At 54.5% G+C, this 14,198-nt stretch carries 11 protein-coding genes; 8 read left to right on the forward strand and 3 right to left on the reverse strand.

What is annotated here, in order from left to right; genetic code table 11:
- Nucleotides 1–25: 25 nt before the first annotated feature.
- Together ACQZ63_RS26820 and ACQZ63_RS26825 are read right to left on the reverse strand one after the other, a co-directional pair.
- Nucleotides 26–940, reverse strand: a complete 915-nt coding sequence (locus ACQZ63_RS26820) for an alpha/beta hydrolase family protein (protein WP_448799562.1) — start codon at nt 938–940, stop codon at nt 26–28.
- A 595-nt stretch (nt 941–1,535) separates the two neighbouring features.
- The gene (locus ACQZ63_RS26825) at nt 1,536–2,018 is read right to left on the reverse strand and encodes an SMI1/KNR4 family protein (protein ID WP_448799563.1); all 483 of its coding nucleotides are present in this window, start codon (nt 2,016–2,018) and stop codon (nt 1,536–1,538) included.
- A gap of 237 nt (nt 2,019–2,255) precedes the next feature.
- Between ACQZ63_RS26825 and ACQZ63_RS26830 the strand changes: the two genes are divergently transcribed.
- The 3 genes from ACQZ63_RS26830 to ACQZ63_RS26840 all read left to right on the forward strand — a co-directional run bounded on the left by ACQZ63_RS26830 (nt 2,256) and on the right by ACQZ63_RS26840 (nt 7,718).
- Entirely contained in the window at nt 2,256–3,188 is a 933-nt protein-coding gene (locus ACQZ63_RS26830) for a DUF4365 domain-containing protein (RefSeq protein WP_448799564.1), read from the forward strand.
- A 398-nt stretch (nt 3,189–3,586) separates the two neighbouring features.
- Nucleotides 3,587–4,609, forward strand: a complete 1,023-nt coding sequence (locus tag ACQZ63_RS26835; protein WP_448799565.1) for a hypothetical protein — start codon at nt 3,587–3,589, stop codon at nt 4,607–4,609.
- Between the two features lie 724 nt (nt 4,610–5,333).
- Nucleotides 5,334–7,718 carry a penicillin-binding protein 1A gene (locus ACQZ63_RS26840; protein ID WP_448799566.1) on the forward strand — a complete coding sequence of 795 codons (2,385 nt, stop codon included), beginning with the start codon at nt 5,334–5,336 and terminating at the stop codon, nt 7,716–7,718.
- A gap of 552 nt (nt 7,719–8,270) precedes the next feature.
- Here ACQZ63_RS26840 and ACQZ63_RS26845 read toward each other — a convergent pair.
- Nucleotides 8,271–9,344 carry an ABC transporter ATP-binding protein gene (locus ACQZ63_RS26845; protein ID WP_448799567.1) on the reverse strand — a complete coding sequence of 358 codons (1,074 nt, stop codon included), beginning with the start codon at nt 9,342–9,344 and terminating at the stop codon, nt 8,271–8,273.
- 28 nt (nt 9,345–9,372) lie between these two features.
- Here ACQZ63_RS26845 and ACQZ63_RS26850 point away from each other — a divergent pair, with 28 nt between their 5' ends.
- The 5 genes from ACQZ63_RS26850 to ACQZ63_RS26870 all read left to right on the forward strand — a co-directional run bounded on the left by ACQZ63_RS26850 (nt 9,373) and on the right by ACQZ63_RS26870 (nt 14,147).
- Nucleotides 9,373–10,122, forward strand: a complete 750-nt coding sequence (locus ACQZ63_RS26850) for a GntR family transcriptional regulator (protein WP_448799569.1) — start codon at nt 9,373–9,375, stop codon at nt 10,120–10,122.
- Complete coding sequence (locus tag ACQZ63_RS26855) at nt 10,119–11,099, forward strand: alpha/beta hydrolase (RefSeq protein WP_448799570.1); 981 nt, start codon at nt 10,119–10,121, stop codon at nt 11,097–11,099. Before ACQZ63_RS26850 ends, ACQZ63_RS26855 begins: the two co-directional genes overlap by 4 nt.
- 28 nt (nt 11,100–11,127) lie before the next feature.
- Nucleotides 11,128–12,327: an ABC transporter substrate-binding protein gene (locus ACQZ63_RS26860; protein ID WP_448799571.1), complete on the forward strand. Its 1,200-nt coding sequence runs from the start codon at nt 11,128–11,130 to the stop codon at nt 12,325–12,327.
- A 66-nt stretch (nt 12,328–12,393) separates the two neighbouring features.
- The gene (locus ACQZ63_RS26865) at nt 12,394–13,317 is read left to right on the forward strand and encodes a carbohydrate ABC transporter permease (RefSeq protein ID WP_448799572.1); all 924 of its coding nucleotides are present in this window, start codon (nt 12,394–12,396) and stop codon (nt 13,315–13,317) included.
- Entirely contained in the window at nt 13,314–14,147 is an 834-nt protein-coding gene (locus ACQZ63_RS26870) for a carbohydrate ABC transporter permease (protein WP_448799573.1), read from the forward strand. Before ACQZ63_RS26865 ends, ACQZ63_RS26870 begins: the two co-directional genes overlap by 4 nt.
- Nucleotides 14,148–14,198: the final 51 nt, after the last annotated feature.

Raw genomic sequence — 14,198 nt, forward strand, 5'->3', positions numbered from 1 at the left:
AGTTTGATTGTAAGCGACGTGCCGCTCACACCTTGAAGAACTCTGCAGCTCTTGTCGCGACGTGGTCGTGAATTGCGGTTCTGCTCAAGCCTTCTCGGTCAATGAATAGTTCAGGCGCTGCCTCTAGTCCGATTTCCGATCCTTCCGGAAGGAACGTGTAGTGACCGACACCTCCAGTCAAAATCTCAGACCTGCAGTATGGGATGTTTTGGGATAGCCAGTCGCAGCACTTTCCAGGCGGTGCGACTGTGTCTTCGTCACCACCTACTAGTTGGACAGGCTTGTTGATAGCCTGAAGACTATCTTGCGAGAAGCCCAGGACAGAACGGCCTGGAGCAATTGCGAACGCAGCGCGGATTCTGCTCTCAGAAAAGTCGGTTCGTCGTCGGTCCCAAGAAATTTGAAAAACCGGGTTTTCATAGAGTTTTGGCAGTTCATCTGCGAGATTTGGAAATTCTCGTGGCCCTCGGATCGGAGTCTTCTCTGGGTTGTCTGGCTCAAACTGTGAAAATGCAATGCGGGCTCCTGCCAGCAAGAGAGCTGTATATGCGCCAGCCGAGAAGCCAGCAGCGAAGATCCGTTCGTCTGTTTCTACGCCCAGCGCACCACGCCAACTTGGCTCATTGAGAATGGCTTTCAAATCATCCGCTCGCTCCCACATGCAAAGAAAACCCTCTGCGCGATAAGGTTCGGAGCCAGTGTGACCATGATGGTTGACCGCTAACGCAACAAAGCCGCGTTGAGCTAACCGGAAGCCTAGCCACTCCAATCCCGCCGCCGTAGCTCCTGTCCCGTGAGACAGGAGAACCAGCGGAAACGTATTGTACGAGCGAGCTGCCGGCGCATTGACGGCAACGGGTTCTTTCCTGAACCAGGACTTCTCTAAGGGTCTGTGAGCGATAGAACTCTCGTCAGCCGGATACCAGGCCGTCCAGACCATGGGACGCGCAGCTGTTCCATCCCAATTTAGCCGACGGGGATCAACGGCAGCACCCATCCTAAGGCCAACCTGCATGTCGCACCAAAAATTATCATGTTCATCGACGAGATGCTTTGTATCTGCACGCGGTTCGCCTTGCTAGAGGGAACAGCAAGAGGCAGCTACCGCCCCGCTCCGACCGAATATCTCTGCCGATTTTTGGTCTTTGCTCACACGTCAGGTCACGCATAATTCCACGGTAAAAATGCCTTGATCCGGCTCTGCTTATAGCCGTTGACGATGGCGATCATCGCCTCGCTGATCGAGACGCGCAAACTCAATGACGTTGCTCCGCTGGCTTATCTGACCACGACGCTAATCGCCATGGACCGATACCCTGCGCTGGGGCGCGGGGCAGATCGCCAAGCAATCCAGCGCCCACAAAACCAAAAAGGGCGAATAGAGAGATAATCGGACGAGTTTTTCAACGATATCGGCGCAACGCGGAAGACCGTAATCGGCCCGGAGCGGTTATTGGTCGTCGCAGATATCGGTCGCAAAACACTGACTTTTGCGAGTGAGTTTCGCGACGAAGATTTGTGCGACAAACCGAAGCTCATCTCTCGATCCGGAGATCGTTGAGAAATTGCGAAAAGCTCGGAGAATAGAAGAGCACAAGGCCATATTCTTCGGCCTCCTCCAACGTGTCAGGCTCACCTTCATAAGCGACCAGTTCGTGATCGAGCAGAAAAATCTGTCCGAAGCGATCCGTCCGCATGCAGGCCATGATTGCATTGCCACCGGCATCCGAGCCGATTATCAGAAATCCGTCCGGGAGTGGGTAGGAAGTCGGCTTGGTGAATTCCTCGTCAATCTTGGAAAGATCATTCATGTACCGGAGCCTTAACTGTCGATGCTCCGAATCGAGGTAGGTAATCGATGGCTGGAAGATCAAGCCTCCGCCGGAGCACTTCAAGTATTCACGCAGTTCCTTAGGAAGAGGCGAGCCGATCTTTGCTTCAAAAGAAACTAGTGCATCTTCTGAAGCCGGGTTTCCGTCTTCATTTTGGATGGTGTTTACAAATTCATCCAGCGTCATTCATTCACCTGTTCAAGTCCGTGTCGCAAAATTCCCGATTAACGCGAGAGTTCTTTTACCGACTTTTGCAACGCCGCAGAATAGGGAGTTCTGCGACACCCGCAATGTCTCCTTTTGGCGCAAAGCGACCAAGGCAGCAGATGGCCCAAAGCGTTCATCCAAAAACAAGCAAAACGTTAGCGAAATCTGCTTACGGTCCACATTTGAAACTTCAGAGCAATCGGGACAAGGCGTAGAGTGGGAAAGCCAGTAGTATCAAAAGAATCGGACTTGGGCGCGCTCGGGGTTCGGATAGTCGATGGTATCGTAGAAGATCATCTTGGCTTCATCTTTCGGCCGCGTGAGAGGCGCGATTTAGGTATTGATGGTGAAATAGAGCTTGTTGACCGTGATGAAACTGAAACTCGCACGGCATCGGGTCGCCTCGTTGCAGTTCAGATAAAATGCGGGCGAAGCCACTTTATCGAAGCTGAAGGTGATGCATTTGTATATCGGGGAAAACTGAAGCATCTGGAATATTGGTCGGATTTTTCCCTGCCAGTAATTGTGGCGCTATGTGATCCGGATACGAGAGCGGCTTACTGGGTAGAGGTAACACAAAGCGCAGTAACTCGGCTCGAAAAAGACTGGAAAATATTGGTCCCGAAAACGAACGAGCTCTCCTCTTCTAGGTACAAAATCGACAGTATCGGCAAAAGAAATCCGATCAGTGACGTTATCGATCTTTGTGTTCAGGCGTGGTTTCATTCGAGTTTCTCCGAACGAGTAGAGTTCTGCGGAGGCTTTGCGATGCCACGTGACTATCATTGGTACCGTCACCTAATAGACGTCGGTCAAGAGCAGATAATGGTGCACTGGCTCTATGCTCGGTACGGCAGATTCGAGCGCAAAGAAATCGAAGACGTGCTAAAGTATTTGCCTGGAAACCTAAAGTACTATGGAAAGAAGCTAATACTGGGTCTCGTTGCAGAGTCTGCCGACGCGTTTAGTTCAAGTGCAGACGGAAGAGAACTTCTCGCTAGCGAGTCCGCCGTCGAAGCGGTCAACCTAATATTTGATCGCTCGGTTCCTCGGATCGGAAAGCTGGTCGGGCCAAACATAATTGAAATTGAATATCATAAAGGTACGGCGATTTATAGTGAGGACCTAGACGGGAACTGGCTAGGCTAATTCGCCATAAAGTATTCTCTACACCTAAGAAATAATCACATCGTATCAGCCTCCGTTGATGACCGCTGCTGGCGCAGACCAGCCCATGTATGACGGCTCTTGGCGCTTCAGCGCAATGACGGCCGTTGGCGCAAAGCGGAAGACGGCAGTCGGCAGTCGGCCCAAACCGGTCATTGTTGGCCGAATACGAAGAGGCAGCTTCGAGGCCTCATAGTGGCCATTGACGCTCTGTGATTAAGCATACAGAACTTATCCCGCTAACGTGAGAGATAACAAGGCGTTATCATGCGTATCGGCATTGGGACCCCGTGTCGATTTGCACCCTGACAAACCCGTCGCACTGTTATAAATGGCAAACAGCGCTTATATCTCAACGCCACATACGGAATGGCATCAGCATGAAAACCAAACCTCCCGTCATGAGTGTTGAATTGAAAGCAGCCCTCAATGCTGTCGGCGAAAAGCTTTATAACGGCAAGGCGCTGCACGGTGAGGTGGAGGCGGTCATTCGCCTGTTGGATGACCTGTCGCCGCTCAGCGTCACTCTTGTGTCAGGGGCTATTCGCAACGAGGCAAACTTGTTCGGTGCGGTCAAAACCCGGCCCTTCTGGACAAGCCTCGTAACACCGCTCAGCCACCGCGACCAGCTGCACAACACACCGGGATTGGAGCTGCTGTTTCTGTTTCATGGCAACGGCCAGTTGCGTGAACTGGCGCTGGAGAAGATCACGCAAGGGCTAGTCTCGCCCTTCTGGGTGGCAGCCGTGCTATTTCGCATGAATGACTGGGCGGTGCAGGTGCGCAAAAGCGCCAACCGCTGCGTGGAGCGCGTGCTGCCCGTCACGCCACCACACCTGCTGGCAAAGGTCGCGCTCACGCTGTTTCCCCGTCAACGCGAGTGGGGCCGCTGGAATGACGCCGGGCAAACGCTTGCCAGAAGCCTGATGACGAGACCGGATATCAGCGCGGAGTTTGCCACGCTGCTGATGCCCAATACCGCCGGGCCCGTGCCAACCGCCTTCCGGCTGGCGCTGAGAACCCCGTGGCTGGATACGTATCTAAGTGACATCGCCAGCCACGCCACAAACCCCATTGTTCGCGCCATTGCCGTGGAAACCCTGCTGCAAGGCACGGCTCGATGGCGCTCCGGTTATGAGCACAAGTGGCTGGACAAACGCTACAACATTACCCAACTCGTTCCAGTCTACACCAGCCGAACCCTCGATATTGCCGCACAGCCGGAACTGATCGCCAAAATGGCAGTAACAGACCGCTCCGCCTTCGTGCGCCGCACAGTCCTGCAATGCGCCGACCGCCACACAATTCCCGCAGAACTTTCACGCACCTGCGCACAACACCTAACCAACGACCCCGACAAACCCGTGCGGGACCTCGCGGCGTTTATTCTGCGCAAGGGGTGAAGGCCGCATTGCGGAGGAGATCGCATCGGCAGAATTCGATGATGTAAAAGCATGCAGCATCACGACTTCTAAAGGACGCAGTTTTGCCACCGTTGCCGATAGTGTCCGGCAGGTAGAGCTTCCTCGGCTGGCGACCGCTTTTGGCGCATTCTTGCCGTCAATGTTGTAGCGGGATTTTTCGGTAAGCCCAATCAAGCCTGGTCAATGTGCGAGGAAAACACCGCTTACGCTTCAGGGTGGCGAGATCGACACTTGCATCTTGTGGGCCAATCGCCTCCTGCACTTCCCGTGCCAGCGCGTGAACGCGATCTCGCGGGGCAAGAGCACGTGGCATGAGAACGAGGCCGCGCGCCGCCCGCACCAGCAACGGATCGCCAGTAGCGGCAGGGAGACGTGCCAGCGCGACGTTATGATTCCGACGTGCTTCGATCGCCTCGACGGCGCTTGTACACCTTGGCCTTTGTGACGCGCAACGTGCGGATTTCGATGGTATCGGCGCGTTCGTTTTTTATCTGCGGCCGTTCTGATTTTGCGCAACACTTTCGCTCGGCGAAGCGGAGAAGGGGTTCCAGTGTCCCAACCGAAACGAAGCACCGCTATTCCGACACATTGTTGCGAGAGTTCAATCACCATCTGATTTGCGTTGGTGGTTAAGCTTCCCAACCTGTCGCTGCCTGGGGACGGAGAGCAGCGTCAATATAACATTGTTCATAAGGCAGTCCGCATGATCCGTTTAGCCGGTTATCTCGTCTCGATTGTTTTCACGGGTGCTTTGCTTCTGGCGGGCGGCCTATGGATCGCGATTTCCGCTATCGAGCCGGACCTGCCGGATTTCGGTGGGCTGACAGATTACGAGCCGCCGGTGTTGTCACGTGTCTACGCCGCGACAGGTGAGCCGATCGCGCAATTCGCGAAACAATCACGAATCTTTCTTCCGATAGAGGACGTGCCAGATCGGGTGAAGGCGGCGTTTATCTCGGCTGAAGACAAGAGTTTCTACTCACATCCGGGCTTGGATTTTTCGGGTCTCGCCCGTGCTTTTTGGGTGGACGTGGCCAATGTAGGGAGCGGTCGTCGGCCAATTGGTGCTTCGACAATTACCCAGCAAGTTGCAAAGAACCTCCTGTTAACGTCAGACAGGACGGTAAGCCGCAAGGTGAAGGAGGCGCTGCTCTCGCTCAAGATCGAAAGGGTTCTCTCCAAGGATCGTATTCTCGAAATCTATCTCAACGAGATTTTTCTCGGCGAACGGTCATACGGGATAGCCCAGGCTGCTATCACCTATTTTGATAAATCGGTCTCGGACCTCAGCATTGCCGAAGCGGCATATCTGGCGGCGCTCCCGAAAGGGCCTGCCAATTATAATCCTGATACCCATGCTCAGGCCGCAATCACCCGTCGCAACTGGGTCATCGATCGCATGCAGGAAAACGGATACATCACCGCGGCAGAGGCTGACACCGCCAAACAGCAGCCTCTCGGGGTCGCCGCGCATAACGACACCGGGCTGACTGTCGATGCGGGCTACTTCGTTGACGAGGTCCGAAAAGTCCTAACCGGTGATTTTGGGCAAAAGTCCCTTGATGAAACGGGGCTTTCCGTGAGAACCACCCTGGATCCGAGGCTGCAGGCGGGGGCGACGCAGTCGCTTCGCGACGAGCTTGTCGCATATGACGAGCGCAGGGGCTACCGTGGGCCGGTGAACCATCTCGATGATGTCAAAGACTGGAGCGAGAAGCTTGATAAGTTGCAGCCGGGTTTCGATGTTCCCGGGTGGTTTCCTGCCGTGGTCCTCAGCACTGATCATCAGGACGCACAAATCGGGGTAGGGGGAGGCCTCAACGAAACGCACGCTCTCAAGGCACCCGGCATGCATTGGGCGTTGGGAAAGAAAAGCGTTTCGCAGCTGTTGAATGTTGGCGATGTCGTCATTGTTGAGCGTCAGTCCAACGGGTCGTTCGAGTTACGCCAAGTGCCCAAGGTTCAGGGTGCGCTGGTGGCGATGAATCCGAAGACCGGACGCATCATGGCGATGGTCGGCGGCTTCTCGCATTCGATCTCGCAATTCAACAGGGCTGTGCAAGCTATGCGCCAGCCTGGCTCGACATTCAAGCCGATCGTCTATGCAGCAGCACTCGATAGCGGTTACACCCCCGCAAGCGTCATCGTCGATGAACCTGTGGAGTTCCACTTGGGAGACCAGGTGTGGTCGCCTAGGAATGATGCGAATGAATACGAGGGACCGGCCATCCTTCGGTTTGGGATAGAACATTCTCGCAACGTCATGGCAGCGAAGTTGGCAGACGCAGTCGGCATGGACACTGTCACGTCTTATGCCCAGCGACTGGGCGTATATGATAAAAATGTAAAACCGTTGCTGTCGATGTCGATCGGATCTAACGAGACCAGTTTGCTGCGGATGGTTGCCGCTTATGCCGTGATCGACAATGGCGGTATGCAGGTTAAACCGACACTGATCGATCGCGTACAGGACCGGCATGGCCGCACGATCTATCGTCAGCAGAGTGTGACCTGCAATGAATGCGCGGCGAGCAGGTGGCAGGGGCAGGACGAACCGGAACTGCAGGACGGCCGTGAGCGTGTACTTGATCCTATGACCGCCTATCAGGTTACCTCCATGATGGAGAGTGTCGTGTCGGACGGCACCGCGTCGAAGCGGATTTCCCTCGGGCGGCCTGTGGCAGGTAAAACTGGCACAACAAACGACAATCATGATGCATGGTTCGTGGGCTTCACCCCCGAACTTGTGACCGGCGTTTATATCGGTTTTGATGAGCCGGAGAGTTTGGGTCGGGCAGCCAGCGGCAGTGGGGTAGCAGCGCCGGTATTCAACTCTTTCATGAAAGTTGCTCTCGCCGGCCAACCGATTGAAAACTTTCACATGCCGGAAGGAATGCAAGTCTACAACATTGATGTCCACTCCGGAATGGCAGCACTTCCCGGCGCGCCGGGCGCCGTATCCGAACCATTTAAACCTGGAACGAAGCCAGCCGATGTTTTTTCAACCGTCGATGAGACAGAGACATCGGGTGCCACTAGTGCGCAGGTGAGGAATGCACTGCAGTCGAACGCGGCGGGGTTGTACTAATCTGAAAGATAATTCGCTCAAGAGCGATTACCGCACAGGGCCAACCGCAGTCGGCACGAAGCGAAGATTTTTGGCTGTTCCGCATTACACATGTTATCGCTTCTGAGTGAGGAAATATAGCCGCACATTTCATTTGCCGATCTCGCGTGGCACGACCAGGTACGACAGGATTATGTCCTCGCTTGATGGGATCAAGGTGCATGACTTCGTCGTTACCGTGAAAATGGACGGCGAGAACACAACCATTCATTCAAGAGGCTCATATGCGCGAAGTCCTGGCAGCCGCTATCGTCCTTCCTTACCGCGATTGGCTAAAAGCGTTTGTTCGTGATTTCGCCTCAGCTAACCGCTTACCCGCTAGGGAAAGCGTACGTACCTTCGGATCATTGTTTGCCAAGGTAGTGTCCCTTTTTCAAGACGTCCATACGACGTCGGACCTTATATCGCCGGTGAGCTGATCGATAAAATGCGAGCCACGGCGGAAAGTTGCGCCGGATCGCTTTGATAACGACTGAGATAACTTGGGCATTAGGTTGCGCCTTTTTCGAGGTTTCAGTCTGGTTTAATTCTCCTGCCGGTCGTCGCGTCGAAACAGTGGAGGCTTTCAGTCCGCGCCCGAAAATGTAGCGTCTCGCCGACGTTCAAGTCACTTGTTCGAGGAAACTCCGCACAGAGCATCTTTGAGTGACCGATCTCTACATAGCCATAGGTCTGGCTGCCCAAGCGTTCCGCGACAAGCAACTCACCACTTACCCAAGCGTCTTCCTCAGAGCACTGTAGAAGGTCTTCAGGCCGAATGCCGACCACTATTTGGCCGCCAAACCCGCTGTAACCAAAAGTCTCCTCTAGGTGGATTGATCTGTTAAGCAACACGAGACTGCCATGAGTAAGGCTTGCCGGGAGGGTATTCATAGTCGGGCTACCGATGAAGCGGGCGACGAACAAGCTTGCTGGTTTATGATACAAATCCAGTGGTTTGCCGATTTGCTCTATAACGCCAGCGTTCATCACAACGATGCGGTCCGCCAGAGTCATTGCCTCTACCTGATCGTGCGTGACGTAAATCGTGGTCGCCTTCATGCGGTGATGAAGCTTAGCAATCTCAAGCCGCATTTCGACACGAAGTGCCGCGTCAAGATTGGATAGCGGCTCGTCGAAGAGAAACGCGGCAGGTTCACGGACGATCGCTCGACCCATGGCGACGCGTTGGCGCTGGCCACCGGATAGCTGAGCTGGTCGTCGGTCAAGGTAGTCTGTGATTTTGAGGATTTCAGCAGCGTGGGAAACGCGGTGCCGGATGTCCTCATCCTTGCTGCCGCGCATCTTCAGGCCGAAAGACATGTTGTCTCGGACGCTCATGTGTGGATAAAGCGCATAGTCCTGAAAAACCATCGCGATGTTTCGCTCTGCAGGCGGCAGGAGATTCACTGTGCGTCCTTCGATGTGTAACTCTCCACCTGAGATTTCCTCCAAACCGGCAATCATTCGAAGAAGAGTAGACTTGCCACATCCAGACGGGCCAACAAGAACAAGGAATTCTCCGCTTTTGATATCAATATCGATGTCGTGGATAACTTTTAGACTGCCATAAGACTTCTGGATTTCCCTCAGCGCAATTTCAGCCACGTTCTTCTCCCTAGGTGCAATTTCGTGCTTGACGATCATTATCGATGTCAATATTGATAATGATAAGTTCATCAATACGCAACAACTCAGGCACATTCGGATGGCATATTTTCCACCCCGGCAAACCGCTACGAAGTCTCTTAAATCCAGTGCGGCGTTTGACGCCCTCAAGCGGGACATCATGCTGGGAATACTTGAGCCGGGGACGGGCTTGACCGAACTGGATCTCGCGACCCACTTCCAGTGTAGCCAGGGCACGGTGCGCGAAGCGTTATTGCAGTTGCAGGAAGAGGGGCTTGTGCTCCGAAAGGGCCGCCGTGGTACGCAGGTTTCCGAGTGCACAGCGGACGAAGCGATCGAAATGTTTCGGCTGCGACAGCAGATCGAGGGCAGTGGCATGGCGAGGATGATGCGCGCACCCAGCCGGACTTTGATCAAAGACCTCGAGGACCTGTTGAATAAAATGGTGTGCGCTGCTGACGCTGCCGACGAACTGGAGCTTGCAGCCATCGACCGCGATTTTCATCGTCGCATTTTCGAGGATGCCGATCTGCCCGCCCTTGATCCAATTCTTCATCGCTGCCTGGTTCATAATCATCGGTTCAAGATTTCGCGCAGCCCAATGTCGCGGGATTTGAAAGCGACCGCACTGCGCCACCGCAGCATCATCGAGTCTATCGAAAGCGGTGACGCACGGCGGGCGACCGCATCCATGCATCATCACATTGCTACGATTGTCGATTTCGGTCCTGAGGTCTTTCCGGAGAGCGTTCAGTGAGCGCAGCTCAAACGCTCTCGGGGGCCTTGTCGGCGGAGAGCTTGGCGCTGATGGAGAAGACGCTAGCTGAACTTGGTCAATTGCCAGACCCGACGACATTGGCGCCCGGAGAAGGCAGGGCCCAGTCGTTGTTTGCGAACGCACGCTGTAATGTCGATCTACCGCCGATGCAAAGGGTTTCAGAAGTCTGGATCGATGAAGATCTGGAGCTTGGTTCCGCCCGCTGTCGCGTGAAGGTTCTCGTGCCGGAAGGTGCTAGCAACGGCGCGATCCTATTCGTACACGGCGGAGGCTTTGCGTTTTGTTCCCCGGAAACACATGAGCGTTGCGCGCGCGTCCTTGCGATTGAAAGCGGAATGCCAGTCGTGCTGCCAGACTACCGGCTTGCGCCCGAATGTCCCTTTCCATCAGGTCTTAAGGACGTTGTTTCGACACTCCGTCACCTCTTCAGCGCGACATCTGCCTCTGGTGTCTCCTTTGGCCCGTTGCTGGTTTCTGGCGACTCTGCCGGTGCCAATCTCGCAATAGCAGCCATGTTGCACGAGGAGGAGGCTGGATGCGCGCTCCCAGACGGCGGGCTTCTCTTCTATGGGAACTACGCGCGTTCATTTGAAACGGAGTCGTATCGGAGTTTCAGCGAAGGGCCCGGACTGACGCGCGGAAAGATGCAGCGGTACTGGGATTTCTACGCTGGAGATCAGGAGATCGAATCCAACCCTCTGGCATGCCCGCTGGCAGCAACCGATGAGCAACTGGCGGCTATTTCGCCGCTTTACTTAATGGCGGCGGAAGTCGATCCCCTTTTTTCGGATACACTTTTACTCAGCGAACGTCTGAGGGCGCTCGGTCGATCCGACGAACTGAGGATTGTTCCTGGTGTGATGCATGGGTTCTTACAGAACACATACGAACTGTCTTCAGCGCGGGAGGCGTTGGCGGCAGCAGGGAATGCAGCGAGGCGTTTGGCTGGCCGCTGAAAACATAATCAACCTGGAGGAGGAAGGTATGAAAATTCTGAAAGCATTGGCGCTCGGCGTCGCATTGGCGGCGTCGGCGGCGCTGGCCCAGGCAAAAGCGGACACGGTCCGGTTTTGGTATCACTTCGACAATCCAGCCAACCCGATGGCTGACCTTGTAAAGAAGTTCGAAGCAGCAAATCCAGGCATCACAATTCAGGCCGAAAACGTGCCGTGGAACAGTTATTACGATAACCTGTATACGTCACTCGTGGGCGGTAATGCACCCGACGCCGCGATGGTAAAGCTTTTTGCTCAACCGCGCCTCGTGGAAATGGGCGCACTTGAGCCGATCGGCGACAGGATCGACACTTGGAAAGGGAAGGCCGATCTACTCGATAACGTGCTTGAACTGAATAAGGGGCCGGACAGCACTCAGTATTATCTGCCGATCCAGTATGTCGTTCTTTATCTGTATTATCGCCCCGATCTCTTTCAGGCGGCCGGCCTCAAGCCGCCCACGACCTGCGAAGAGTTCAGAAACGCCGCTATCAAGCTGACAAAGGCACCCGACACCTATGGATTCGGGTTGCGCGGCGGCAAGGGAGGCTGGGATCAATGGGGCGCATTTGTCTTTTCTCAAGGAGCTGAGTTAAAGCCTGACGGTCTTGTTAAGCCAGAGGCGATTGCTGCTAATCAGTGGGTAATCGACCTGTTCCAGAAGGACAAGGTAATCCCACCATCCGCTCCGAACGATGGCTTCCAGGAAATCATCGCTGCTTTTAAAACCGGCAAGACGGCGATGACGATCCATCACATCGGCTCGTCTAAGGATCTGGTCGCGGCACTTGGCGACAAGGTTTCCGCAGTGCCAGTACCAAAGTGCGGCAATGGTCGGTGGACATCCTACGGAGACGAATCCCTCGCGATCTTCTCGAATTCTTCGGTGAAAGACGCTGCCTGGAAGTGGATTTCGTTTCTCGCCAAGGGTGAGAACAACGTCGCTTTCAATAGTGCGACCGGACAAATGACCGTGACTAAGAGCGGAGCAGCAAATTGGAAGCTTCACGAACGCCGTTTCGTAGATGCTACGATTCAATCTCTTCCTTTCGCGAAAGTGCTGCCGCAAACGTCGGCTGTTTCCGAGTTCGTTAACAGCGCTTGGCAGACAAATATGCAGCAGGCGCTTACGGGCCAAATTAATTCGCAGCAGATGATGGAGCAGCTTCAAACGCTGTTTGCTCAGTAACACTCGCCATCTCCGTGCCCCGGCGTGTGCGTCGGGGCCTCTCTCACGGCTTGAAACGGAAGCAGTATGTCTCTGTCAGCAACATTTTCCCCAAGGCGCCGCGCGATTTTGGACTGGCGCTCGGAACGGCTTCTTCCATATGTTTTGCTTGCGCCCGCCTTCGTCGTGACGCTTATCATCGTTTTCATGCCGATGGTGCAGGCAGTTTGGACAAGCTTCTATGACCTCATCCTCTTTAAACCGAACGCCAGCAAATTCGTCGGTTTCGGCAACTATGTGAAGCTCTTCAATGATCCCGTTTTCTGGACCGCCCTCTGGAACACGTTGTTATGGATCGGCCTGACCGTGCCACTCCAGATGGGACTTGGCCTCGTCACGGCTTTGCTCTTGAACCGTGAGTTTCCATGGCGCGGTCTGGCGCGTGCGCTGATCATTATTCCTTGGGCTCTGCCCAGCGTGGTCATCGCTTTGATGTGGCGTTGGATCTATGACCCCAATACCGGTGTGCTAAACGACATCCTTGTCTATCTATCGGTCGTTCAAGCAGCAGTGCCTTGGCTGGCCGATCCAAAGGTTGCTATCTACGCGATCATAGCCACGCTGACGTGGCAAGGCTTCCCATTTTTCGCGGTCATGATTCTTGCAGGGCTGCAAGGGATTCCGAAGAGCCAATATGAAGCTGCGTCCATCGACGGAGCGTCATCTTGGAGGCAGTTCCTGCATATAACGCTCCCAGGAATTGCGCCGGTTCTTGCGACCGCAGGGCTACTGCGCGTGATCTGGGTTGCCAATTCGATGGACGTCATCTTTGTGATGACGGGAGGTGGGCCGGGGTATGCCACTTACACCCTACCACTATATGCATTCATAAAAGCTCGCCAGAACCTCGATTTTGGATACGGCACCTCAATTGCCGTTACCTTCACCATCCTTCTCGGCGCGTTCGTGGTTCTCTACCTCGCTCGTACCATGCGCGAGGTTGAAAAATGAGACAGAAAAGCACGCTTCGCCGGATCGTCACAACAGATTTGCCTGTTCTTGCGATCGTTCTATTCGCGATGGCACCCTTCGTTTGGATGATACTGACATCACTCACCCCAACGGCAACGCTTTCCGCCACCGGAGTTTCGCTGTCACCCACGGGTTGGAGCATTGACAACTATGTCCGGCTGATCGAGCAAACCTCGTTTTTGAAGAATATGCTGGACAGCCTTATCATCGCTGGTGGCACGGTTGTGATCGGCTTGATTGTCTCAGTTACCGCTGCCTACGCGTTCTCCCGTTTTCGCTTCCAAGGGCGAAAACTATTGATGATGCAGTTTTTGCTAATCAACATGTTCCCGATGGTACTGCTGATCCTGCCGCTCTTCATTCTGATGCGCCGGATTGGAATTCTCGACACACATATCGGGCTCATTCTCGCCAACGCAACAGTCGCTATTCCGTTCGCCGTTTGGATGCTGACAAGCTACATTGCTGCAATTCCGAAAAGTCTTGATGAAGCGGCAATGACAGACGGCTGTTCGCGTTTAACGGCCCTTCGCAAGGTCGTCCTGCCACTGACGATGCCGGGAATAATCTCGACCGGGATCTACATCTTTATCACCGCTTGGAATGAATATCTCTACGCATTGACGCTGGGTGGAAGGAATGTTCGTCCCGTGACCGTCGCGATCCAGACGTTGATTGGCGAGTATCAGATCGAATGGGGATTGCTTGCTGCAGGTGCTGTGGTCGGTGCCATGCCTGCAACGATCCTCTTCCTGCTCGTTCAGCGTCGACTGGTCGGTGGCCTGACACAGGGCGCGGTCAAGGGCTGATGCTCACCACAAACTCTGGCACGCAACTCAATATCGACGCATTAAGAAGGA

The sequence above is a fragment of the Agrobacterium sp. CG160-95 genome (assembly GCF_053521725.1).